At 69.4% G+C, this 23,476-nt stretch carries 21 protein-coding genes and 1 pseudogene; 4 read left to right on the plus strand and 18 right to left on the minus strand.

The window, feature by feature from the left end:
* Positions 1 to 315, plus strand: a pseudogene (locus tag JWP83_RS06905) (DedA family protein); the annotation flags it as partial.
* On the opposite strand, the gene JWP83_RS06910 reads toward JWP83_RS06905, so the two are convergent.
* Entirely contained in the window at positions 274 to 2,226 is a 1,953-nt protein-coding gene (locus JWP83_RS06910; protein ID WP_297727681.1) for an acetoacetate--CoA ligase, read from the minus strand. The pseudogene JWP83_RS06905 and the gene JWP83_RS06910 overlap by 42 nt on opposite strands.
* Entirely contained in the window at positions 2,223 to 3,344 is a 1,122-nt protein-coding gene (locus tag JWP83_RS06915) for a glycoside hydrolase family 76 protein (protein WP_297727684.1), read from the minus strand. Before JWP83_RS06915 ends, JWP83_RS06910 begins: the two co-directional genes overlap by 4 nt.
* A gap of 149 nt (positions 3,345 to 3,493) precedes the next feature.
* Between JWP83_RS06915 and JWP83_RS06920 the strand changes: the two genes are divergently transcribed.
* Complete coding sequence (locus JWP83_RS06920; RefSeq protein ID WP_297727687.1) at positions 3,494 to 3,967, plus strand: (2Fe-2S)-binding protein; 474 nt, start codon at positions 3,494 to 3,496, stop codon at positions 3,965 to 3,967.
* Complete coding sequence (locus tag JWP83_RS06925) at positions 3,960 to 6,083, plus strand: molybdopterin cofactor-binding domain-containing protein (protein WP_297727690.1); 2,124 nt, start codon at positions 3,960 to 3,962, stop codon at positions 6,081 to 6,083. The genes JWP83_RS06920 and JWP83_RS06925 overlap by 8 nt, the downstream gene beginning before the upstream one ends.
* 30 nt (positions 6,084 to 6,113) lie before the next feature.
* Here JWP83_RS06925 and JWP83_RS06930 read toward each other — a convergent pair whose 3' ends face one another.
* The 10 genes from JWP83_RS06930 to JWP83_RS06975 form a co-directional block, all read right to left on the minus strand.
* Entirely contained in the window at positions 6,114 to 8,072 is a 1,959-nt protein-coding gene (locus JWP83_RS06930; protein ID WP_297727693.1) for an MFS transporter, read from the minus strand.
* A 17-nt stretch (positions 8,073 to 8,089) separates the two neighbouring features.
* Positions 8,090 to 9,307 (minus strand): VWA domain-containing protein, encoded by a 1,218-nt coding sequence (locus tag JWP83_RS06935; protein ID WP_297727696.1) that lies wholly within the window; start codon positions 9,305 to 9,307, stop codon positions 8,090 to 8,092.
* A 6-nt stretch (positions 9,308 to 9,313) separates the two neighbouring features.
* Positions 9,314 to 9,952, minus strand: coding sequence for an SRPBCC family protein (locus JWP83_RS06940; protein ID WP_297727700.1), 639 nt, complete (start codon positions 9,950 to 9,952; stop codon positions 9,314 to 9,316).
* Complete coding sequence (locus JWP83_RS06945) at positions 9,949 to 10,848, minus strand: MoxR family ATPase (RefSeq protein ID WP_297727702.1); 900 nt, start codon at positions 10,846 to 10,848, stop codon at positions 9,949 to 9,951. Before JWP83_RS06945 ends, JWP83_RS06940 begins: the two co-directional genes overlap by 4 nt.
* The gene (locus JWP83_RS06950; protein ID WP_297727704.1) at positions 10,845 to 11,432 is read right to left on the minus strand and encodes a nucleotidyltransferase family protein; all 588 of its coding nucleotides are present in this window, start codon (positions 11,430 to 11,432) and stop codon (positions 10,845 to 10,847) included. Before JWP83_RS06950 ends, JWP83_RS06945 begins: the two co-directional genes overlap by 4 nt.
* Complete coding sequence (locus JWP83_RS06955) at positions 11,429 to 12,301, minus strand: XdhC family protein (protein WP_297727707.1); 873 nt, start codon at positions 12,299 to 12,301, stop codon at positions 11,429 to 11,431. Before JWP83_RS06955 ends, JWP83_RS06950 begins: the two co-directional genes overlap by 4 nt.
* Positions 12,301 to 14,712 (minus strand): aerobic carbon-monoxide dehydrogenase large subunit, encoded by a 2,412-nt coding sequence (locus JWP83_RS06960; RefSeq protein ID WP_297727710.1) that lies wholly within the window; start codon positions 14,710 to 14,712, stop codon positions 12,301 to 12,303. The genes JWP83_RS06955 and JWP83_RS06960 overlap by 1 nt, the downstream gene beginning before the upstream one ends.
* Positions 14,709 to 15,191, minus strand: coding sequence for a (2Fe-2S)-binding protein (locus JWP83_RS06965; protein WP_297727713.1), 483 nt, complete (start codon positions 15,189 to 15,191; stop codon positions 14,709 to 14,711). Before JWP83_RS06965 ends, JWP83_RS06960 begins: the two co-directional genes overlap by 4 nt.
* A gap of 2 nt (positions 15,192 to 15,193) precedes the next feature.
* Positions 15,194 to 16,084 (minus strand): xanthine dehydrogenase family protein subunit M, encoded by an 891-nt coding sequence (locus JWP83_RS06970; protein ID WP_297727716.1) that lies wholly within the window; start codon positions 16,082 to 16,084, stop codon positions 15,194 to 15,196.
* A gap of 67 nt (positions 16,085 to 16,151) precedes the next feature.
* The gene (locus JWP83_RS06975; RefSeq protein WP_297727718.1) at positions 16,152 to 17,309 is read right to left on the minus strand and encodes an XdhC family protein; all 1,158 of its coding nucleotides are present in this window, start codon (positions 17,307 to 17,309) and stop codon (positions 16,152 to 16,154) included.
* 22 nt (positions 17,310 to 17,331) lie between these two features.
* On the opposite strand from JWP83_RS06975, the gene JWP83_RS06980 reads away from it, so the two are divergent.
* Positions 17,332 to 18,297, plus strand: a complete 966-nt coding sequence (locus JWP83_RS06980; RefSeq protein ID WP_297727721.1) for a LysR family transcriptional regulator — start codon at positions 17,332 to 17,334, stop codon at positions 18,295 to 18,297.
* A 110-nt stretch (positions 18,298 to 18,407) separates the two neighbouring features.
* Here JWP83_RS06980 and JWP83_RS06985 read toward each other — a convergent pair whose 3' ends face one another.
* The 6 genes from JWP83_RS06985 to JWP83_RS07010 all read right to left on the minus strand — a co-directional run.
* Positions 18,408 to 19,052: an RNA methyltransferase gene (locus tag JWP83_RS06985; protein WP_297727724.1), complete on the minus strand. Its 645-nt coding sequence runs from the start codon at positions 19,050 to 19,052 to the stop codon at positions 18,408 to 18,410.
* Positions 19,049 to 19,900: a hypothetical protein gene (locus tag JWP83_RS06990; protein WP_297727737.1), complete on the minus strand. Its 852-nt coding sequence runs from the start codon at positions 19,898 to 19,900 to the stop codon at positions 19,049 to 19,051. The genes JWP83_RS06985 and JWP83_RS06990 overlap by 4 nt, the downstream gene beginning before the upstream one ends.
* A gap of 253 nt (positions 19,901 to 20,153) precedes the next feature.
* Entirely contained in the window at positions 20,154 to 20,696 is a 543-nt protein-coding gene (gene pyrE / locus JWP83_RS06995) for an orotate phosphoribosyltransferase (RefSeq protein ID WP_297727727.1), read from the minus strand.
* Positions 20,683 to 20,853, minus strand: coding sequence for a hypothetical protein (locus JWP83_RS07000; RefSeq protein ID WP_297727729.1), 171 nt, complete (start codon positions 20,851 to 20,853; stop codon positions 20,683 to 20,685). Before JWP83_RS07000 ends, pyrE begins: the two co-directional genes overlap by 14 nt.
* A 55-nt stretch (positions 20,854 to 20,908) precedes the next feature.
* A complete protein-coding gene (gene ttfA, locus JWP83_RS07005) occupies positions 20,909 to 21,772 on the minus strand; it encodes a trehalose monomycolate transport factor TtfA (protein ID WP_297727732.1) in 864 nt (287 codons plus the stop codon).
* 207 nt (positions 21,773 to 21,979) lie between these two features.
* A partial coding sequence (locus JWP83_RS07010) for an AAA family ATPase (RefSeq protein ID WP_297727734.1) occupies positions 21,980 to 23,476 on the minus strand: 1,497 nt, incomplete at its 5' end.

The following is a 23,476-nucleotide window of genomic DNA, read 5'->3' on the forward strand; positions in this document are numbered from 1 at the left end:
ACGTTCGTCCCGGTGGTCGCCGGGGTGTCGTACATGCGCTACCCGGTGTTCCTCGGGTTCGACATCGTCGGCGGCATCGCGTGGGGTGGTGGCGCGACGCTGGCGGGCTACTTCCTGGGCACCATGCCCTTCGTGCACCAGAACCTGGAAAAAATCATCCTGGCCATCCTGTTCGTGTCGCTGATTCCCGCGTTCGTCGCCGCCTGGCGCGGCTACCGGGGGCGCCGCCGCGCGACTGCCACGACCGACCAGAAGACCGACGAGGAACCCGACTCAGGACACCCGACTTCTGCGGTACGCAACGAAAGCGTCTAGCAGTTCGGGCCTGTCGATCGAACTCTGCTGCACGGCCTGGTCCGGGGCGGCTCCGAGTAGGATGCGCTTGATCGGGATCTCCAGCCGCTTGCCGGTCAACGTCCGCGGAATACCCGGAACCTCCAGGATGTCGTCGGGCACGTGTCGCGGCGAGGCGTGCCGACGGATCTCCGCGACGATCTTCGACCGCAGCGCGTCGTCGAACTCGACGCCGTCGGCCAAATCCACGAACAACGGCATCCAGTAGCCGCCGTCGTCCTGCTCGACGCCGACCACCAGACAGTCCTGCACCTCGGGCATGCGCTCGACCGCCGTGTAGATCTCGGCGCTGCCCATCCGCAAGCCCATCCGGTTCAGGGTGGCGTCCGAACGGCCGTGCACCACAACGGATCCCCGGTCGGTGATGGTGATCCAGTCCCCGTGACACCAGACCCCGGGGTACTTGTCGAAGTAGGCGGCGCGATACCGGCTGCCGTCGTCGTCGTTCCAGAAGGACACCGGCATCGACGGCATCGGCTTCGTCAGCGCCAGCTCGCCCTCTTCCCCGATGACGGGGCGGCCCTGGCCATTCCAGGCTTCGATGGCCGCGCCCAGGCAGATGGACGACAGCTCGCCGGCCTCGACCGGCAAGATCGAGCAACCGCCGATGAAGGCCGTGCAGACATCGGTGCCGCCGCTCATCGAAATCACCGGTACCGACCGGCCGAGCCCCTCCTGCACCCAGCGGAATCCGGACGCCGGCAGCGGCGAACCGGTGGATCCCACCGCACGCAGCGCATCCAGCGAATACGCCGCGCCCGGCTTCAATTCCCGTTTGGCACAAGCCAATAGATAGCCCGCACCGGCGCCGAGCACCGTGACACCGGTCTCGGCGGCGACCCGCCAGAGGCCATCGGTGCTCAAATGCGTTGGGCTGCCGTCATAGAGCACGATGGTCGCTTCGACCAGCAGCCCGGACAACAGCAGGTTCCACATCATCCAGCTGGTGGACGAGTACCACAGGAAGCGGTCATCCGGGTGCAGGTCCAGCTGCAGGCTCAGATACTTCAGGTGCTCCAGCACGACACCGCCGTGGCCGTGCACGATGCCCTTCGGCTTCCCGGTCGTCCCCGACGAGAACATCACCCACAGCGGGTGCGCAAACGGGACCGGCGTGATGTCCAGGGCGGCATCCGTTGCCACCGCCGCGGCCCACGGCACGGCGTCGTCGTCGACCGCGAGCCCGAGCCGCGGCACCACCACGGCGGCCCGCAGCGTCGGCATGGCAGCGCGGATCGTGGCCAGCTCGGCCAGCCGATCGATGCGCTTGCCGCCGTACACAGAACCATCGGTGGCCACCAGCACGGCCGGCTCCACCTGGCCCAGCCTGGCTATCACGCCGTCGACGGCCACGTCCTGGTTGCACACCGCCCAGATCGCGCCCACGCTGGCCGCGGCCAGGGCGGCGACGACGGCCTCGGCGACGTTGGGCAGGTACCCGACGACGGCGTCCCCGGGCTTGACGCCGAGGTTGCGCAGGTAGGCGGCGAACGCCGCCGTCTCCCGCTGCAGCCGCGCCCACGACCACTCGCTCGAGCCGTCTTCGCCTGCGACGACCACGGCCGGGCGCGCGTCGGTGGCGTGCCGGAACACCTCGGTGGCGTAGTTGATCGTGGCGCCGGGAAACCACTCGGTGCCCGGCATGGAACGCTCGCCCAGCACCGCGCGCGGGGGGCTGTTCGACTGGATGTCGAAGAAATTCCAGACGGCGTCCCAAAACCATTCGATGTCGTCTACCGACTTGCGTAGGAGTTCGTGGTAGTCGCCGTACTCGCCGCGATCGGTCTCGGCGAGCCAGGCCATGAAGCGAGTGAGGTTGGCATCGGCAAGCGTTGCCTCGTCCGGGATCCAGCCGCCGCTGAGTTCGCTCATGTCTCGCTCACGGCGGTGACGTTACCTGCGGCCTCCATCAGCATCCAGCCGGAAAGCTGAACCGACAGATCCCGCTCGGCAATCTCGGAAGCGTTGACCGCGCCCTCGACGAACTCCGCCTCCTTTCCCCCCGCGTTGGGCAGCTCCGCGTCGCGGTCCCAGAACGCGCCGAACAGCGGCAGCCCGTTCACCGTTTGCCGGTATTCCCAGGCCGATTTCGCCGACGACAGCACGATGGTGCGCGCGGCGTCGCGGGCCACGGCATCGTCGGCGGAGTCACCCGGCAGGGTCGTGGCGACCAGTGCGAGGTAGCGGGCGGTGATGCCGGCGAACAGGCCGCCGTCGCCGCCGCCGGAGCCCCGCAGCACACCCGAGGGCGCCATGCGCTCGCCGACCGCCGCGACCAGCCGGTGCACCCGCGCCTGATGCCGGGCTCTGGCTTCCGCGCCGGTGCGCGCGGCGAGCTCCGTTTCCAGGCCCAGCACCACGCCCTGGCAGTAGGTGTACTGCGCGCGGACCAGCGAGCCGGCCTTGATGCCGTCGAACACCAGGTGCGTTTCCGGGTCGATCAACGTGCGGTCGATCCAGTCGCTCATCTGGTCGGCCCGTTTCAGCCGATCGCCGTAACGGGCGAGGAAGATTCCCGCCGGGCCGTTGGCCGGGGCGTTGAAGAACTGGTCCTGCTTGCGCCACGGGATGCCGCCGCCATCCTCGGGCACCCAGGCCTTGACGAACTGGTCGGCCAGCTTCGGCAGCGCGCGCCGCCGCGTGACGCCGGCGATGCGGGCGGCGCGTTCCAGCGCCAGCGCCAGCCACGCCATGTCGTCGTAATAGCTGTTGGTCCACGAGAGGTTGTTGCGCAACCGGTGCGAGCGGACCTGGCGGTTGATCATGGTGCGCCGCTCCGGCCGCGGATCGCGCAGTTGCGCGTCGACCAGGCAATCCAGCAAGTGCGCCTGCCACCAGTAGTGCCAGGTGCCGAACAGCCGGTCCCGCCGCGCCGCCGGCCAGGCCACCACCCCCAGCTGGGTTCCGGGCAGCGCCCAAAGCCGTTTCAGGTGTCGTTGCGCGACAGCGGCTTCGCAGCTGGCCGCCCGGTTGGCCCATAGCTGATCCATACCTGCCGATCCTGCCCTAGTGGAGTGTTCGCCGAGTGTGCGGTCTCGGCGTTGCGCGTGCGCCCAGAGTGGGAAATTCGCCGCGATCCCGCCCGCGTCGCACACTCAACACCCGGGGCGCACACTCGACACCCGAGGATGCTGGAGTCATGAAAGATGTGACGGTTAACGGGCAGCGCCACGAGGTCGATGCCGAGGACGACACCCCGCTGCTGTACGTATTGCGCAACCACCTGAACCTCAAGGGCACCCGGTTCGGCTGCGGGGTGGGGTTGTGCGGCGCGTGTTTCGTGCTCGCCGACGGCCGTCTCGTGTACTCGTGCAACACCCCGCTGTGGTCGGTAGCCGACAAGTCGATCCGCACCGTCGAAGGCCTGGGCGACGACGGACGGCCACACCCGGTGGCGCGCGCACTGGTGGCCGGGCAGGCGGCGCAGTGCGGGTATTGCATGACGGGCATCGTGGTGGCGGCCGCGGCGCTGCTGGCCGCCAACCACGACCCGACGGAGGCCGAGGTCCGCGCCGCCCTGGACGCCAACCTGTGTCGGTGCGGCTCGCACAATCGCGTGGTTGCGGCGGTGCGCAGCGCCGGGGCCGAGATGCGGGGGTCCACCGATGCCTGACCTGCCGGAGTCGCTGGCCGCCAATCCCATCCTGGCCCAGTGGATTTGGATCGGCGCGAACGGCGTCGTGGAGGTTCGCTCCGGCAAGGTGGAACTGGGCCAGGGCGTGTTGACGGCGCTGGCGCAGATCGCCGCCGAGGAACTCGACGTGGACGTCGCGCGCGTGCAGATGGTCGCGGCGGCCACCGATCGCAGCCCCGACGAGGGCTTCACCGCGGGCAGCCGGTCGATCCAGCAGTCGGGGGCGGCGCTGCGCCAGGTGTGCGCCGAGGCGCGGGCGATCTATCTCGACGCCGCGGCGGCCAAGCTGGCCGTGGCTCCCGACGAGTTGGACGTCGCCGACGGCGAGTTCACCGGCCCCAACGGATCGGTCACGAGTTATTGGGAACTCGCCGACGACTCCTTGCTGGACCGGGCGGCCACCGGAGCCGCGGCACCCAAGCCGGAGTCGGAGTACGCGGTCGTCGGCACCGACGTCGCGCGGCTGGACCTGCCCGACAAACTGACCGGGCGGCCGCGCTACCTGCACGACCTCACGCTCGACGGCCAGGCATACGGGAGGGTGGTGCGGCCGCCCTCGCGCGGGGCCAAACTGCGCGGCGTCGATACCGGCCCGACCCTTGCGCTGCCCGGCGTGATCACCATCGTGCGCGACGGCGAGTTCCTCGGTGTGATCGCCGAACGCGAGGAAGTCGCGGTGCGCGCCGCCGAGCGGCTGCGCGATGACACCCGCTGGGACCAGCGCCCGACCCTGCCCGGCGAGGACGACCTTCCGGCGTTTCTCCTGTCGGCGGCGGCCGACACCTCGGTGCTCGCGTCCAAAGATGCCGCGGCGTCTACCGGCTCCACGCGATCGCATTCGGCCCGCTACCACCGGCCGTACCTGGCGCACGCCTCGATCGGCCCGTCCGCCGCGGCGGCGCTCGCGCACACCGACGGCCGCCTGGAAGTCTGGTCACACAGCCAGGGCGTGCACGTGCTGCGGCGCGAATTGGCCGCGGCGCTTGACCTCCCGGCCGACCGCGTGGTCGTGCGCCATGTCGAGGGAGCCGGGTGCTACGGGCACAACGGCGCCGACGACGCCGCCATGGACGCCGCATTGCTGGCGCAGGCGACACCCGGGCGGCCGGTGCACCTGGTCTGGTCGCGCCACGACGAATTGGCTTGGGCGCCTTTCGGTCCCGCGGCAGTCGTCGAGATCACCGCCGACTGCGCCGACGACGGCAGCGTCGTTGACTGGTGCCACGAGATTTGGAGCGGCAGCTACATGGGCCGCCCCGGGACAACGCCGACGACCGCATTCCTGGCGGCCGGCGACCGGGCCGGGGGTGAGCCGATCCGGGCCGGCGGCGAGCCGCCGGTCGAATCCGGCGGCGGCACCGGGCGCAACGCCGTGCCGGGCTACGACTTCCCGGCCTACCGGGTGATCAACCACCTGCTGACCGAGATGCCGCTGCGCACCTCGGCGCTGCGGTCACTGGGCGCCTTCGTCAATGTCTTTGCGGCGGAGTCGTTCATGGACGAGCTGGCGGTGGCCGCGGGCCGCGATCCCGTCGAATTCCGGTTGGCGCATTTGTCGGATCCGCGCGGACGGGCGGTGTTGCGGGCGGCGGCGTCGCGGGCCGGCTGGACGGGACGTGCACCGCGCTTACCGGAAGGCTCGGTCGGCCACGGCATCGGGTATGCGCGGTACAAGAATTCGGCCGCCTACTGCGCTGTCGTCGCCGAGGTCGAGGCGGTCGACGACGTCCGGGTGCGCCGGCTGACCATCGGGGTCGATGCGGGGCTGGTCATCAATCCCGACGGCGCGGCCAACCAGATCGAGGGCGGCGCGGTGCAGGCCACCAGCTGGACGCTGAAGGAGCGGGTGCGTTTCGACGGGTTCAACGTCACCAGCGACACCTGGGAGACCTACCCCATCCTGCGGTTCTCCGAAGTGCCCGCCGTCGAGGTTGAACTCATTGCCGGGCAAGGCAATCCACCCCTGGGGATAGGCGAGTGCGCCCAGGGCCCGACGGCCGCCGCGATCGCCAACGCCGTTTACCACGCGCTCGGCGTCCGGGTGCGCTCGCTGCCCTTGACCGCCGAGCAGCTCATCGCCGCGATGCCCGATTGACCATGCGGCGCTCTGGGATCCGTTGGCGCATTAACGTCCCGCGACGGCTTCGCAGTCGGGCGCGGTGATCAGTTGGTTGAGGGTGCCGGGCCGGTAATGCACGACATGTGGTTTTGTGACGGCAAAGCAGCTCGGTACGCCCTCACCGTACGATCGCGATCCATGCAACGCCGCCGCCGTTATGGCCGCCGCGATCAGCGCTATGCCCATTATCATCCCAAACAGCTTGGGGCCCATGCCAATTAGTTCGCGCTTGCGCGAGGGTGACGACGGCCGCGGCTGTGCCGGCAGGTGGTGCTCGCGCACTGGTGTCACCGGACCGGTAGGCCGCGAAGCCTCCAAGCGCGCGACCCGCCGCTCCAGCTCGACGATGATCCCAGCGGCCTGTCGGTCGATTCCGGAGTCGAGCAGCGCGGCGAGGAGGTCGGATTTGCCGTCACCCCGCTCGCGGTCGGGCGGCGTCGGCCTCGCCCCCGGCTGAGTCTGCTTGTCTTCAGTCGCTGCGTCGTCAGCTGGTTTGCCGCCCTCGGGGAGTTCACGCCGCAGCATCAGTGCGGTGACTACCGCGCCGGCCAGGAACAGCCCGCAACTGACACTGAACGCGACGTCGTAGCCATGGATCGCGGCGGCGGCGCGCAGCGTAGGGGCTGGCGGGCCATGGCCGGTCATGTAGCGGCTGACAGCCGACGCGAAAATCGTAGAGAGCGCGGCCGTTCCGATTGCCCCGCCGATCTGCTGGCTGGTGTTGACCATCGCCGACGCGACGCCGGCGTCCTCGCCGGTAACACCCGCGGTGGCGGTCGCGATCGCCGGCGCGAAGGTCAGCCCCAAGCCCACGCCAAGGGCCAGAAGCGGCCCCAGCACATCGCCCGCATAGGTGGAATGGATATCCAGGTGGGCCAGCCAAAACATGCCGCCGGCGGCGATGAGCATCCCGGGCGGAACCACGCGGCGGGGGCCCAACCGCGGAATCAAGCGCGCATTGGCCACCCCGGCCGCCACCGCGACACCGCCGGCCAGCGGCAAAAACGCGACGCCCGTCTTCAGCGGGCTGTAGCCGAGGTTTTGCTGGGCATAGTAGGTCAGAAACAGGAAGGCGCTGAACATACTGCAAAAGGCCACCATGATGGCCAGATACGCACCGACCCGGTTGCGGTCTGTAACAATCTGCAGCGGCAGCAACGGGGCGGCGACCCGCGCCTCGATCACCGCGAATGCGATCAGCAGCAGGCCGCTGGCGATGAACATCACAATGGTTAAAGTCGCGCTCCAGCTGTGGGTTTCGGCGTTGGCCAAGCCATAAACCAGGCAGAACAGGCCTCCTGAGCCAGTGATGACGCCGGGCCAGTCGAGCCGGACCACACTGCCGCGGTTGCCTCTTGCCGGAACGACTGCCAGCACCCCCGCGGCGGCGACGACCGCGAAAACCAGGTTCACATACAGACACCACCGCCACGACAGCCACTCGGTCAGCGCGCCGCCGAGCAACAACCCTGCGACCGCCCCTCCGCCGGCGATCGCGCCGTAAACGGCGAACGCCTGGCCGCGCTGTTTGGCGTCGGTGAAGGTGACGTTGAGAGTGGACAGGGCCGCCGGTGCCAGCACCGCCGCGAAGACACCCTGGAATGCCCGCGCTGCCAACAGGACCGCAAAACCGCTCGCCGCACCACCGACCGCCGAGGCCAGGGCAAACCCGAGCAGGCCGATCAACAACGTGCGGCGCCGCCCGACGATATCGGACAGTCGCCCGCCCAACAGCAGTAAGCTGCCGAACGCCAGCGAGTAGGCGGTGATGACCCATTGCCTGCTCTCGGTGCCGAAATGCAGGGCCCCCTGGGCGGAGGGCAACGCGATATTGACGATCGTGGTGTCGAGCACCACCATCAACTGCGCGATGCCGATGACCGCCAGTACCAGCCATTGGTGCTGTCCGCGGGGTGGGCCGGACAGTTGCTCCCGGGGGAGCTCGGTTTCCGTGCTGACTCCCATGAACTCTCTGATACCCGTTACGGCGCGATTGATAGCCGCGGCCGCGTCAAGGCCATGAGCAACTCGCGCAGCCCGGTCAACGAGTGCGCCGGCAAGAACAGGTCGCAATAGGGCAGGGCCGCGGCCATCGACCCGGCCAGCGGCTGGAATTCGCCTTGCGCCGCACGGGGATTGAGCCACACCAGCATCGCGGCGCGGCGGCGCAACCGGGCCATCGCGTGGGCGAGCACGTCGGGCGGATCGCTGTCCCAGCCGTCGGAGGCGATGATCACCACCGCGCCGCGCAGCGCGTTGCCGTGCGGCGGGGCCAGCAGGGCGCCGACGCTGCGGCCGATGAACGTGCCGCCGTAGCGGTCGGTGACTTTCGCGTTGGCTTTCTGCAGCGCCACCTCGGCCGAGCGGTGCGACAGCACCGACGTGAGCCGGGTCAGCGACGTCGAAAACGCGAAGACCTCCGGCCGGATGCGCGCCTGGCGCAGCGCGGCCGCCCGCATCAGATGCAGGTAGACCGCGGCGTACGGCTGCATTGAGCGGCTCACGTCGCAGGCCAGGACGACCCGCCTCGGCCGGCGGCGGGGCCGCGTTCGCGCCAGGATCACCGATTCCCAGCCGGTTTCGCGCGAGGCGTTCATCGTGGCACGCAGGTCGATGCGCTTGCCACCGACGCTGGGCTCGAAGCGCATGCTGCGGCGGCGGGGCCAGCGCGCGACGGTCGCCTCCAGCCAGGAGCCGAGCAGGCGAAGGTCGTCGGGATCGAAGCGGTCGAACGGTTCGTCGGCGCGCGCGGCGATGCGGCTGGGCAACAGATCCGGCAGTAGGACGCTCGTTTCCGCCGCGCCGTCGGCGTCGGCGTCGGCGCGGGTGGCCCAGGGCAGCTTGCGCGCGCCGGCCTTCGATGCGCCTCCCGCTTGCCGCACCGTGCCGGCCGCGGGCGTCGTGGGGCCGGGCAGGGGCAGGACGGGCTCGGGACCCATTGCGCCGTCGGGCCGCGCTGTCCCGAACGCCAAGGCGAAGACGGAGTCGAAGGCGTCCAGGTCTTCCATCCGGTTGACCAGGGTCAGCCTGGCCGCCCAATACAGCGCCGACGTGGTGTCCGGCACCAGCTGCCGCAGCGCCTGCACGAAGCCGGCCTGACCATTGGCGGATACCAGCACCCCCGCGCCGCGCAGGCGCGCCACCAGGGCGGCCGCGAACGCCGCCAGATCGACGCCGCGCAACAGCAGTGGGGTGCTCATGAGCCGCTAACCTCTGCGGCGCAGCACCCAGATCAGCACCAGCACGGCGAGCACGACCACCGCCGCCGCGCCGTACTTCTTGAGCTGGTCGCCGCCGGCGAGATCGAGCAGATCGATGGGCTCGGGCTCGGCCGCGGGGGCCGCATAGCGCGGGTCGGGAGCGGATTCCGTTGCGGCGGGGCTTGGCGGGGCGGGTGCGTTCTTTGAGGCCAGTTCGGCCTCCAGCGATTCCACGAACTGGCCCAGCAGCTTCTCCGAAACCTGCTGCAGCATGCCGCTGCCGAACTGGGCCAGCTTGCCGACGATCTTGAGATCGGTGTCGACGGTGACGCTGGTGCGCTCCCCGTCCGCCTGCAGCTGGGCGGTGACCGTGGCGGCCGCGTTACCGGTGCCCCTCGACTCCTTGCCCTTGCCGTCGATGACCGCGCGAAGTTGGTCGCGGTCCAGCTCGACGAAACGCACCTTGCCGCTAAACTCGCTGGTGACCGGCCCGACCTTGACCCTGACCTTGCCGAGGTAGTCGTCGCCCTCGTGGCCGGTCAGCTGCGCCCCCGGCATCAGCGGGATCACCTGCTCCAGATCGCACAGCACGTCCCAGGCCTGCTCGATGGGCGCGCTGACGATGAACTGGTTGGCGATCTTCATGCTGTGGTTCCTCTCATGTGCGGCTCAGCAAAAGTGTGGTACGCGTCGCGAATCAGAGTACGGTCGTCCGGGGTCTTGGCCAGCGCCCCCAGGCTGGCCAGTGCGCCCGACGCCGCCGCGTCGACCAGGTCGGCCACGCCCAGGGACACCAGCGCGGCGACCCAGTCGATCGTCTCGGCCACTCCCGGCGGCTTATCCAGGTCGAGATCGCGTGTGCGCCCGATGAATTGGGTGGCGTGCTCGATCAACGGCGCCGTCGCCCCGGGTACCGTCCGGCGGACGATCGCGGCGGCCCGGGCCGGCTCAGGGTAGTCGATCCAGTGGTACAGGCAGCGGCGGCGCAGCGCGTCGTGCAGGTCACGGCTGCGGTTGGAGGTCAGTACCGTGATCGGTGGGCGCTCGGCGACGAAGGTGCCCAGCTCGGGGACCGTGACCGCGGATTCACCGAGGAACTCCAGCAGCAGCGCCTCGAATTCGTCGTCGGCACGGTCGATTTCGTCGATCAGCAGCACCGGCGGCGTCGGCCCGCGATGTCGCACACACCGCAGGATGGGCCGATCGACCAGGTAGGTCTCGGTATAGAGGTCCCCTTCTTCGATCCCGGTACCGCGGGCTTCGGCCAGCCGGATGGACAGCAGCTGGCGTTGATAGTTCCAGTCGTACAGCGCCTCGCTGGCGGTCAATCCCTCGTAGCATTGCAATCTGACCAGCGGGGTGTTCAGCACCGCCGCAAGGGTTTTCGCCGCCGTTGTCTTGCCGACCCCGGGTTCGCCCTCCAGCAGCAGCGGCCGGCCGAGCGTGACCGCCAGATAGATCGCCGACGCCGTTCCCATATCGAGCAGGTAGTCGTGCGCGTCGAATCGCGCGATCACGTCCGCGACGTGGCTGAAGATCACGGCGACTTCACCAGCCGCTGGTAGTCGTCCCAAGTGTCGACGTCGAGCGGAACGGGACCGTCGGACGCGAGTTCGCGCACCTCGCGGCGGCGCGATTCCACGAGCTTCCACACCCCCTTATCGCCGTGCAGCCGACGCAGTTCGCCGAACAGGCCACGGCTCAGCCAGAATGGATGCCCGATCCCGTCGTCGTAGCGGCACACCATGATGTCGGTGCTTGGTCCTTGTTCGATCATCCGCTTCAGCGTGGCGGGCTCGACACCGGGCTGATCGCCGAGCATCAGTACGATGCCGGCGGCCCGCGGGTCGACCCGCTCGAGCGCGGCGCGCAGCGAGGCCGAACACCCGATCCCGAAGTCCTCGACCGCGACCACCTCGGCCCCGTCCAGCGGCACCGCATCCCGCACCGCTTGGGCGGCGCCGCCGAGCGTGACGATGAGCTGGTCGAACCCGGCGCCACGGGCGACGTCCAGAGTCGCGCCAAGCAGGGTCGTATCCCGGTACGGCAGAAGCTGTTTGGGCGTCCCCAACCTGCGCGAACCGCCGGCCGCCAGCACGACACCGGTGACCGGCGGCGCATTCATGCGCCGACTGGCCGGTTCGCGAACGCGGCGCGGCATCCCGGGCCGCAGAACCAATAGTCCGCGCCGGCCAGCCGCAGGTGCTCGGCGTCGGGCCCGATCGTCACCGTCATGCCGCACACCGGATCCACCGCCTCCGCCGGGGCGCCCTCCGGGACAATCGCGCGCACCAGGCCGGCGCCGCGGATCCCGGCGATGAGTTCGGCCGCGATCGAGACCGCGATCTCGGAGGGGGTCTTGGCGCCGATGGCCAGTCCGACCGGGGTGTGCACCCGCGCCCGCTCGCCCAAGGAGAGGTCGAGCGAGTCCAGGATCGCGGCGCCGCGAACCTTGCTGGCCACCAGGCCGATGTAGCCGATGCCGTGATCCAGTGCCGCGCGGATGGTTTCGGCTTCAGGCCCGCCATGGCTGGCGATCACGACCGCAGTGGTGTCGGCCAGATCGTCAGCCCGCCGCACGTCATACCCCAGCAGCCCGCACAGTTGCGCCAGCGCGTCGGCGATCGGTGTGGTCCCGTAGATCCGGATCAGCGGGGCCGGCAGCTGCGGCGTCAGGAAGATCTCGAGCGACCCGCCGGACAGGCACGGGTTGACGACGACGCAGGCGCCGGGGGCCTCGGGGAAGTGCACGTCGCCGTCGGGAAGCACTCGCAACAAAACGCTCTCGCCGGCCTGCAGCGCGCCCAGACCCGCCTTGCGGACGGAGTTCTGCGCGCACTGGCCGCCGACAAAGCCCTCGATTGTGCCGTCCGCCAACAGGATTGCCTCGTCGCCCGGATAGGACGAGGTGGGCGGCTGGGCCCGCACCACGGTCGCGTGCACGAACGGTGTCCGTGCCGCCAACAACTCCTGAGCCCGCTCGCTGATCGTCATCAGATCGGGGGCCTCGCTCTACCTTGCATCGCCTCCCACACCCGGGAGGGCGTCAACGGCATATCGGCGTGCCGAACCCCGAACGGCGCCAACGCATCCACCACCGCATTCACCACCGCCGGGGGCGATCCCACGGTGGCCGATTCGCCGATACCCTTCGCCCCGATCGGGTGGTGCGGCGACGGCGTCACCGTGTAACCGGTCTCCAGATGCGGCACCTCGACCGCGGTGGGGATCAGGTAGTCCATCAGCGATCCGCCGAGGCAATTGCCATCGTCGTCGAACGCGATCATCTCCATCAACGCCATCCCGATGCCGTCGACGATGCCGCCGTGCACCTGGCCCTCGATGATCATCGGGTTGATACGGGTGCCGCAGTCGTCCACGGCCAGGAAGCGTCGCACCTTGACCACCGCGGTGCCCGGATCGACATCCACCACACAGAAATACGCGCCGTAGGGGTACGTCAGGTTCTCCGGGTTGTAGCAGACCTCGGCGTCCAGGCCGCCCTCGATGCCGTCGGGCAGATCGCCGGCACCGTGCGCCCGCATCGCGATGTCCTGGATCGTCACCGACGCCGACGGGTCACCCTTGACGTGGAAAGAGCCCTTCTCCCACTCCAAGTCGGCGACCGAAACCTCGAGCATGCCCGAGGCGATGATCTTCGCCTTGTCGCGCACCTTGCGAGCCACCAGCGCCGCTGCCCCGCCCGACACCGGCGTCGACCGGCTGCCGTAGGTGCCCAGCCCGAACGGAGTCTGATCGGTGTCGCCATGCACCACCTCGATGTCGTCGGGCGGGATGCCGAGCTCCTCGGCGACGATCTGCGCGAAAGTCGTCTCGTGACCCTGCCCCTGACTCTGAACCGATAGCCGCACAACGGCTTTGCCGGTCGGGTGCACGCGCAACTCGCATCCGTCGGCCATGCCCAGGCCGAGGATATCCATGTCCTTGCGCGGTCCGGCGCCGACGGCCTCGGTGAAAAACGACATCCCGATGCCCATCAGTTCGCCGCGCGCCCGCCGCTCCTTCTGTTCGACCCGCAGCGCGTCGTAGCCGATCATCTCCATGGCCTTGCGCATGGTGGCCTCGTAGTTACCCGAGTCGTAGGTCCAGCCGGTCTTGCTCTGATACGGAAACTGGTCCGGCCGCAACAGGTTTCGCAGCCGCAGCTCGGCCGGGTCCATCTTGAGCTCGAACGCCAGGCAGTCCACCAGTCGCTCGACGAAGTACACCGCCTCGGTGATGCGGAACGAGCAGGCGTAGGCCACCCCGCCCGGCGCCTTGTTGGTGTACACGGCGGTCATGTGGCAGTACGCGGCGTCGAGGTCGTAGCTACCGGTGAACACCCCGAAGAACCCGGCCGGGTATTTCGTCGGCGCCGCCTGGCCGTTGAACGCGCCGTGATCGGCCAGCACGGTCGACCGGATCGCCAGCATCTTGCCGTCGCCCCGGGCCGCGATCTCGCCGACCATGATGTAGTCGCGGGCGAAGCTGGTGGACGTCAGGTTTTCGCTGCGGTCCTCCATCCATTTCACCGGCTTGCCCAGCAGCAGCGAGCCGACGATCGCGCACACATAACCGGGATAGATCGGCACCTTGTTGCCGAAGCCGCCGCCGATGTCGGGCGAGATCACCCGGATCTTGTGTTCGGGCAGGCCGGCGACCAACGCGTACAGCGTGCGGTGCGCGTGCGGCGCCTGCGAGGTGGTCCACAGCGTCAGCTTGCCGGTCACCGGGTCCAAATCGGCTACCGCGCCGCAGGTTTCCATCGGCGCGGGGTGCACCCGCGGGTACACGATCTCCTGCTTGACCACGACGTCGGCATTGGCGAACGCCGCGTCGGTGGCGGCGGCGTCGCCGGTCTCCCAGTCGAAGATGTGGTTGTCGGTCTTGCCGGTGAGGTCGGTGCGGATCACCGGCGCGGACGAGTCGAGCGCACGCCTGACATCTATGACCGGATCCAGCGGGTCGTAGTCGACGTCGATCAACTCGAGCGCGTCGCGGGCCGAATACCGGTCCTCAGCAACGACGAACGCGACCTCCTGGCCCTGGAAGCGCACCTTGTCGGTGGCCAGCACGGCCTGCACGTCGTTGGACAGCGTCGGCATCCAGGCCAGGCCCTTCTCGGCCAGGTCGGCGCCCGTCACCACGGCTTTGACCTTCGGATGGGCAAGGGCCGCAGTCACATCGATGCCGGCGATGCGGGCGTGCGCGTAGGGCGAGCGCAGGATGGCGAGGTGCAGCATGCCCGGCAGCGCGACGTCGTCGACGTAGGTGCCGCGACCGCGGATGAAGCGCGGATCCTCCTTGCGTAGCATCCGGCCGTGGCCGCACGGCTTTTGGTCGTTGTCGACTGAATCTTCCGGACGTCCGTCCGGCGCTGGCGGCCGGGATTCGATCGTGGTCATGATGTCGCCTCCGCGGGGGCGGCGTGGGAAGCGGCCCATTGGATGGAGCGCACGATCGTGGTGTATCCGGTGCAGCGGCAGATCTGTCCGGATATCGCCTCCCGGATGGACTCCTCGTCGGGGTTGGGGTCGCGATCCAGGAGGGCGCGGGCCGTGATCATCATTCCCGGTGTGCAGAAGCCGCATTGCAGCCCGTGGCACCGCATGAACCCTTCTTGCACCGGGTCCAGCTGGCCGTCCAACCCCGCTAGTCCTTCTACGGTCCGCACGCTGTGGCCGGATGCCATCACGGCCAGCATCGTGCAGGACTTCACCGGCACGCCATCCACGTCGACGACGCATGTTCCGCAGTTGCTGGTGTCGCACCCCCAATGGGTTCCGGTGAGCCGCAACTGATCCCGCAGGAAGTGCACCAGCAGCATCCGGGGTTCGACGTCGGCGGTCACCTGTTCGCCGTTGACGGTCATGTTCACCTGCATGATTAGTTCCCTTCCGGTGCAGGCTGGTTGCGCACCCGTTCGGCCGCCGTGCGCAACGTGCGGATGGTGAGTTCGGAGGCCAGATGCCGCTTGTAGTCGGCGGTGCCGCGGACATCGGTCACCGGCTCGCAGGCCGCGGCGGCGCGGCGACCCGCCTCGGCGAACACCTCGTCGGTGGCCGGCCGGCCGACCAGGGCCGCCGACAGCTCGGCCAGCGCGGCCGGGTCGGGGTTGACAGCGGTCAGGCGCACCCGCGCGGCGGCAATTGCGGGACCGTCGAGGGTGACGGCCGCCCCGGCCGCCGTCACCGCCCAGTCGCCGACCCGGCGCTCCACTTTGGCGTAGGCGCTGGACGTGTTGAGCCGCACCGGGATTCGGGCCTCGACCAGGATTTCGTTGTGCGCCAGGGTGGTCTCGTAGGGCCCCGCGACGAAATCGTCGATCGGTATTTTGCGCTCACCCGAGGGACCGCGGGCCAGGCACACCGCGTCCAGCACGCCGCAGACCGTCACCAGATCCTCGGCCGGATCCGCCTGGCACAGCGAGCCGCCCAGGGTGCCGCGATTGCGGACCACCGGGTCGGCGATCACCCGTTCCGCGTCGCGGAAGATCGGGCACACGGCGGCCAGGGTGTCGGACTCCAGGATCTCGCGGTGGCGGGTCATGGCGCCGACGCGCACCAGGGTCGGATCGGTGATCACGTATCCGAGCTCGGGTGCCAGGTCGTTGATGTCGACGAGGTATTCCGGGTTGGCGATGCGCAGCTTCATCATCGGCAGCAGGCTGTGCCCGCCGGCGATCACGCGCGCCCCCTCCCCCAACCGATCCAGCAGTCCGACGGCGTGGTCGACGCTGGTTGCACGTTCGTATTCAAAGGGTCCGGGCACCTGCATGTGACGCACCTCACTTCGGCGACGGGCCCTCAGTCTCAGCCCGCCTGACCGCAGCGTCAATAGCGAGTTAAGTAATCGCTGAACTGCCCGCTACCTGCGGGTCCGGTGCGTCGTGGTGGATCCGACCGGCGGTCTCGGTCAGCGGACGGCCCACGCCACCCCAGCGCTTGGCGATGATGTCGGCGGCGATCGACACCGCCGTTTCCTCGGGGGTGCGGGCGCCGAGGTCCAGTCCGATGGGGCTGGACAACCGGCTCAGCTCGGCGTCGGTCAGCCCCGCGGCCCGCAGCCGGTCCATCCGGTCGTCATGGGTGCGGCGCGATCCCATCGCCCCCACATAGCCGACCTGGGGAAGCCGCAGCGCCACCTCGAGAACGGGGACGTCGAACTTCGGGTCGTGGGTGAGCACGCAGATCACCGTGCTGCCGTCGACGGCGCCCGCACGCGCCTCGGCGGCGAGATAGCGGTGGGGCCAATCGACGACGACGTGATCGGCGGTCGGGAAGCGCACCGGCGTGGCAAACACCTCTCGGGCGTCGCAGACGGTGACCCGGTACCCGAGGAACGATCCCTGCTGGGCCAGGGCCGCGGCGAAATCGATGGCGCCGAACACCAGCATCCGCGGGCGCGGCGCGTAGCTGGAGACGAACACCTCCATGCCTTCGCCCAGCCGCTGTCCGTCGGGCCCGTACTTGAGGACGTCGCTGCGGCCCACCGCCAGCAGGCCGCGCGCGTCGTCGGCAACCGCGGCGTCGGCACGCGCCGAACCCAGCGATCCGTCCAGCGCATCCGGCCGGACGACCGCCCGGCGTCCGACCCACCGAGCGTCGGGATGCGCGATGACGGTCGCGACCGCCACCGGGCGGTGCTCGCCGACGTCGTCGGCCACCGCGCCGAGTTCGGGAAACGTCGATTGCGACATCGACTCGACGAAGACGTCGATGACGCCGCCGCATGTCAACCCGACCGCGAACGCGTCGTCGTCGCTGACCCCGTAACGTTCCAGCCGCGGCGTCCCGGTCTTGGCGACCTCGGTGGCGAGTTCGTAGACCGCGCCCTCCACGCAGCCGCCCGACACCGACCCCGTCACCGAACCGTCCGGCGCCACCACCATCGAGGCCCCCGGCGGGCGCGGCGCCGACCGGAAGGTGCGCACCACCGTGCCCACGCCCGCGGTGTCGCCGGCGCGCCAGATCGATATCAGCTCGGCAAGGACGTCACGCACTCTCCTAAATTAGGCTCCTTACATGACTCCGGCTCAACTTCGGGCCTATTCGGCGGTGGTGCGCCTGGGCTCGGTGCGTGCCGCCGCGGCGGAGTTGGGTGTCTCCGACGCCGGCGTCTCGATGCTCGTGGCGGCGCTGCGCAAGGAACTCGACGACCCGCTGTTCACCAGGACGGGCGCGGGGCTGGCGTTCACGCCCGGCGGCCTGCGGCTGGCCAGCCGCGCGGTCGAAATCCTGGGCCTGCAGCAACAAACCGCGATCGAGGTCACCGAGGCCGCCCACGGCCGCCGGCTGCTGCGGATCGCCGCGTCCACCGCGTTCGCCGAGCACGCCGCGCCCGGGCTGATCGAGCTGTTCTCGTCGCGGGCCGACGACCTGTCGGTGGAGCTGAGCGTGCATCCGACGAGCCGGTTCCGCGATTTGATCTGCTCGCGCGCCGTCGACATCGCGATCGGCCCGGCCGGCGAAGGTTCGCTCGGTCCCGACGACGCGATCTTCGTGCGGCCCTTCCTGAAATACCAAATCATCACCGTCGTGCCGCCGAACAGCCCACTGGCCGCGGGTATTCCGACGCCGGCCGTGCTGCGCCAGCAGCAATGGATGCTCGGCCCGGCCGCGGGCGGCGTGGACGGCGAGATCGCAAAGATGTTGCGTAACTTAGCAATTCCGGAGTCACACCAGCGGATCTTCCAGAGCGACGCCGCCGCGCTCGAAGAGGTTCAGCGGGTTGGCGGTGTCTCGCTGACGATCGGTTTCGCCGTCGCCAAGGACCTCGCGGCCAGGCGGTTGACCCGCGCGACCGGGCCCGGCCTGGACAGGTGGGGCGAGTGGTGTGCGGCGACGTTGGGGCCGTCGGTGCGCCAACCCGCCGTGTCCGAACTCGTCCGGTTCATCACTACGCCGCGGTGCACCCAGGCGATGATCCGCGGAAGCGGCGTCGGCGTGACCCGATTCCGCCCGAAGGTCCACGTAACGCTGTGGAGCTAGCGACGCATCGGGTGTGCGCCTAGGGCTTTCCGTGTGCATCCCGGGCGCAAAAATCGCCGAAATCTCGCCGCCAGCACACACTCAAGGTGGGGGGTTCACACTCAACGCCGCTACCAGGCGCGCGTCAGGTCCGCGTGCTGCCGAACCCAGGCATGCATCGCGATCCCGGCGGCGACGCCGGCGTTGATGCTGCGCGTCGAGCCGAACTGGGCGATCGACACCGTGAGCGCCGCGCCGGCCCGGATGTCGTCGGTGATGCCCGGACCTTCCTGACCGAACACCATCAGGCACTCGCGCGGCAGCGCGGTCTCCTCCAGCCGCCCCGCGCCCGGGACGTTGTCCACGGCGACCACGGTCAGACCGGCGCCCGCGGCGAACTCCAGCAGCCCGGCCGTGCTGTCGTGATGACACAGCCGCTGATACCGGTCGGTCACCATCGCGCCGCGGCGATTCCAGCGCCGCCGCCCGACGATGTGCACGGTGTCGACCGCGAAGGCGTTGGCGGTGCGCACCACCGAGCCGATGTTGGCGTCGTGGCCGAAGTTCTCGATCGCCACATGCAGCGGGTGACGGCGCAGGTCGATGTCGGCGATGATCGCTTCGCGGGCCCAGTACCGGTAGGCGTCGACGACGTTGCGAGTGTCGCCGTCGTGCAACAGGTTTGGCTCATATCGCGGGTCGTCGGGAAGATCGCCCCGCCACGGCCCGACGCCGCCGGCCGTCGTTCCCCATTCGGTGGGCCCGGGTTCGCTCATCGCTGGGTCCACACCCCGGCGTGGGTGCCGTCGACCGCCACCGTCGCGTACAGCAGCGCCTCGTTGATCTCGCCCTGGGTGCACAGCGACGCGTTGACGCGCACCGAGTCCAACGACGCGTCGGGCAGGATCAGCACCGACGACCCGTACATCGCGCAGGCCGGGTTCAAGCCCCGGCCGGGCAGGGTCGGCGACGTCAGCAGCATCAGCGGTCCACCGCGCTTGGCGGAATCGTCGCGATACCGGTCCGCGAGGGCGGAGGTTTCCAAACCCAGCAGCATGTAGCCGTTGCCGTTGAACGCGGCGGGGTCGCCGAGCTGCGCCTTGGTCACCGGGGCGCCGTCGGCGCGCCAGGCCGACAGGCTGATGGTCTTGACCACCAGGCCGGTGTCGTTGGCGTTGGTCGGCAGCAACCCCACCGGAAACGCCGCCGGGTAGGCCGCCGACGTGTTCGGGATCCGGTCGCGCGGCGAGTAGCCGTACACCCCGCGGACCTGGCTCCGATCCTTAAGCGGCCCAAGGCAAACCGTGCCCGCGAGCCGGTCGGGGGGCGCCGACAGCGGGTGTTGGATGTCGTGTACGCCGGCCGCGTTGTCGCAGCTGCCCAGACCGGCCGCCTCCATCGGGTGCGCCAGCGCGCCGTAGAGCCCAAAGCGAATGTCGTCGGGCTTGGCGTGCGGCCCATGCGGATCGGTGGGTGACGCGTCGACGTCGACCAGCACGTAATCGCCGTCCCAGCGCAGGTTCGACACCGACATGTTCCAGCCCAGCAGTGCCAGCGATTCACCGAGCCGCGCGCCCTGCGCGCCATAGGGCCGGACAGGATGGCTGGAGCCCGAACAGCCCATGAGACAGGCCGCCGCGGCGATGAAAACGCACACGACGCGCGTCAGGCGCCCGAATCTAGTTGACATCAGTCACATTCGCCACGGGCGTCGCTCGAAGGCGCGGGCGACGGCTTGCCCGCCTCGCAGCGACAACTGCGGCTGCGGGGCGATGTGGGCTTTTGTCGCTGCGAGGCGGGCACAACGACGGTCGCCCGCTCGAGAGGCCTATGTGGCACCTGTGACAACGCATGCATGCGACGATCCGCTCGCGGCCCTAGCCCAGCCCCAGATCGGCCAGGCCCAGCACGCTGCGGTACAACAGCCCCTCGGCCTTGATGGCCTCGGCGGCGCCGGTGGCGCGGTCCACAACGGTGGCCACCCCGACCACCTCGGCACCGGCGTCCCGGACGGCGCGCACGGCCGTCAGCGCCGAGGCTCCCGTGGTGCTGGTGTCCTCCACCACCAGGACACGCCTGCCGGCGACCTCGGATCCCTCGATAAGGCGTTGCAGTCCATGGGTTTTCGCCGACTTGCGCACGACGAACGCGTCGATGGGCCGCCCGGGCGCGTGCATGACGGCGGTTGCGACCGGGTCGGCGCCCAGGGTGAGGCCGCCGACGACGGCGTAGTCCCAGTCGGCGGTGAGTTCGCGCAGCAGCGTGCCGATCAACGCGGAGGCCCGGTGGTGCAGCGTGGCGCGGCGCAGGTCGACGTAGTAGTCGGCCTCCTTGCCCGACGACAGCGTCACCCGGCCGTGCACCACCGACAGCCGTCGCACCAGGTCGGCCAGCTCCGCGCGCGGGTCAGCTCCGGTCACGACCGCCGACTCGTTTCGTTGCGGTACGCATCAGGCCGCGGGGCAGCTTGGCCATGTCCATCCCGGCCCCGGCGTGGAATTCCGTGCGCACGAACCCCCGGCGGCCTGCGCCGATCCCGGACGTCGGCCCGGTGATCAGGGCTACGGGGCGAGGCATGAGCGACAGTGTAGTGACGGCGGACTGACCGGCCTCGCACCCACCCGGTGCGCTATCAGCGCTGGTAGTTATTGGCCTGATGGCCGTTGCGCCCGCTCGGCGGAGGGCGGCGAAGGGATTCCGTGCGCCCCTCGTCCCGGCGGACCGGCTCGGGGCGGCGGGCGCCCGGAACATCCGAGCCCAGCAACCCCGACACGTCCTGCTGCGGCCGCTTGGATGGCAACTCCAGGCGACCGGCGGGTGCCAGGGGGCGGCTCGGTGCCGCGTTACGCAGGGCCGCCGGCGCCCCCGCCTCCTGCGGGGTCTCCTGGGGCATCGGCGGCAACACGCGCAGCAGGTCGTTGAACTGGCGCACGGTGCGCAGGCCCTCGTCCCACTGGGCGCGCGTGCTCGAGATCGGCATGGCGACCAACGTCCAGTTCTGCTCGTTCCACATGATCTCGGCGCAGTCGGGTGCGGTGTGCGCGAAGGTGACCATACGCCGGTCACAGGCCCGCCGGGCCGCGTCCAGATTGGTCGAATACACCATTCGCGGCCCGATCGCGCCCAACAGCCAAATGTCGCTCTCCCGAGGCTCTTTCAGCCCCTTGAGGCGCAGGTCGACGACGACGTTGGTGCCCACCTTGCGGTGCAGCGCGATCACCGTGGCGACTTCGTCGACGTCGAAGATGTAGACCGCCTCGCCGCGGATCTGGCCCAGCACGACATTGTGGGCGGGGACATCGCCCACCGTCGAGATCACCCCGCGCTTCCAGCGCTTCAGGATGTCGGTCGATTCACGTTCGTAGTCGAAGCCGTGCGACCGCGCCCACGATTTACGGCGCCTGCTGCGCCCCCGCCGTCGATCGATATCGACGTACAGCAATACCGCCGCACCGACAAAGCACAGCGCAGACAGCGTGAACCAGAGGGGGACCATCCCACACAGGGTATCCGCTGTCGGCGCGGATTAGACAATGTGACCAGGTTACAACCCCATCACAGGACGAACCCGGTGTCCCGTGGGGTCAGGTCCCCCTCGAGCCGTGTGCGCTGACGGCTTTGAGTGTGAGCTGGCGGCGGGATTTACGCGATTTTCCCGCCCTGCACGCCCACTCAAAGCCCAGGATTCACGCTCGAGCCTGACTTAACCCAGAACCAGCGAGTCGCCGTCCGGACTGACGTTGACGGGCACCACGTCCCCGTCGTGCACGTCTCCGGCGAGCAGCATCTTGGCCAGCTGGTCGCCGATGGCCTGCTGGACGAGCCGGCGCAACGGCCGGGCGCCGTAGACCGGGTCGAACCCGCGCTGCGCCAGCCAGCGCTTGGCCGGCAGCGACACCTCCAGCTGCAGCCGCCGTTGCGCCAGCCGCTTGGCCAGCTGCGCGAGCTGGATGTCGACAATCTGCACCAGTTCTTCGGGGTTGAGCCCGTCGAAGATGATCACGTCGTCCAGCCGGTTGATGAACTCGGGCTTGAACGCCGAGCGGACCGCGGCCATCACCTGCTCCTCGCTGCCACCCGATCCCAGGTTGGACGTCAGGATGAGGATCGTGTTGCGGAAGTCGACGGTGCGGCCCTGCCCGTCGGTGAGCCGGCCCTCGTCGAGCACCTGCAGCAGGACGTCGAACACGTCCGGGTGCGCCTTTTCGATCTCGTCGAACAGGATCACCGTGTACGGGCGTCGCCGCACCGCCTCGGTCAGCTGACCACCCTGGTCGTAGCCGATGTAGCCGGGCGGGGCGCCGACCAGACGCGCCACCGAGTGCTTCTCGCCGTATTCACTCATGTCGATGCGGACCATCGCGCGTTCGTCGTCGAACAGGAAGTCGGCCAGCGCCTTGGCCAGCTCGGTCTTGCCGACGCCGGTGGGCCCCAGGAACATGAACGAACCGGTGGGCCGGTTGGGGTCGGCGACCCCGGCGCGAGCACGCCGCACCGCATCAGAAACGGCCTGCACAGCCTTCGTCTGCCCCACCACGCGCTTGCCCAGCTCGTCTTCCATGCGCAGCAGCTTGGAGGTCTCGCCTTCGAGCATCCGGCCGGCCGGGATGCCGGTCCACGCCGACACCACCTCGGCGATGTCGTCGGGCCCGACCTCCTCCTTGAGCATCACGTTGTTGCGGGCCTTGGCCTGGGGCAGCGCCGCGTCGAGCTTCTTTTCCACCTCGGGGATGCGCCCATAGCGCAGCTCGGCGGCCTTGGCCAGGTCACCGTCGCGCTCGGCGCGCTCGGACTCCCCGCGCAGCGTCTCCAGCTGTTCCTTGAGCTCGCGGACGACGTCGATCGCGTTCTTCTCGTTCTGCCACCGGGTGGTCAGCTCGGCCAGCTTCTCCTTCTGGTCGGCCAACTCGGCGCGCAACTTCTCCAGCCGCTCCTTGGATGCCTCGTCCTCTTCTTTGGCCAGCGCCATCTCCTCGATCTCGAGGCGGCGCACCAGGCGCTCGACCTCGTCGATCTCCACCGGGCGCGAGTCGATCTCCATCTTCAGCCGGCTGGCGGCCTCGTCGACGAGGTCGATGGCCTTGTCCGGCAGGAACCGCGCGGTGATGTAGCGGTCGGACAGCGTGGCCGCGGCCACCAGCGCGGAGTCGGTGATGCGCACGCCGTGGTGCACCTCGTAGCGGTCCTTCAGCCCGCGCAG

It is taken from the genome of Mycobacterium sp. (assembly GCF_025965855.1).
Taxonomy (GTDB): domain Bacteria; phylum Actinomycetota; class Actinomycetes; order Mycobacteriales; family Mycobacteriaceae; genus Mycobacterium.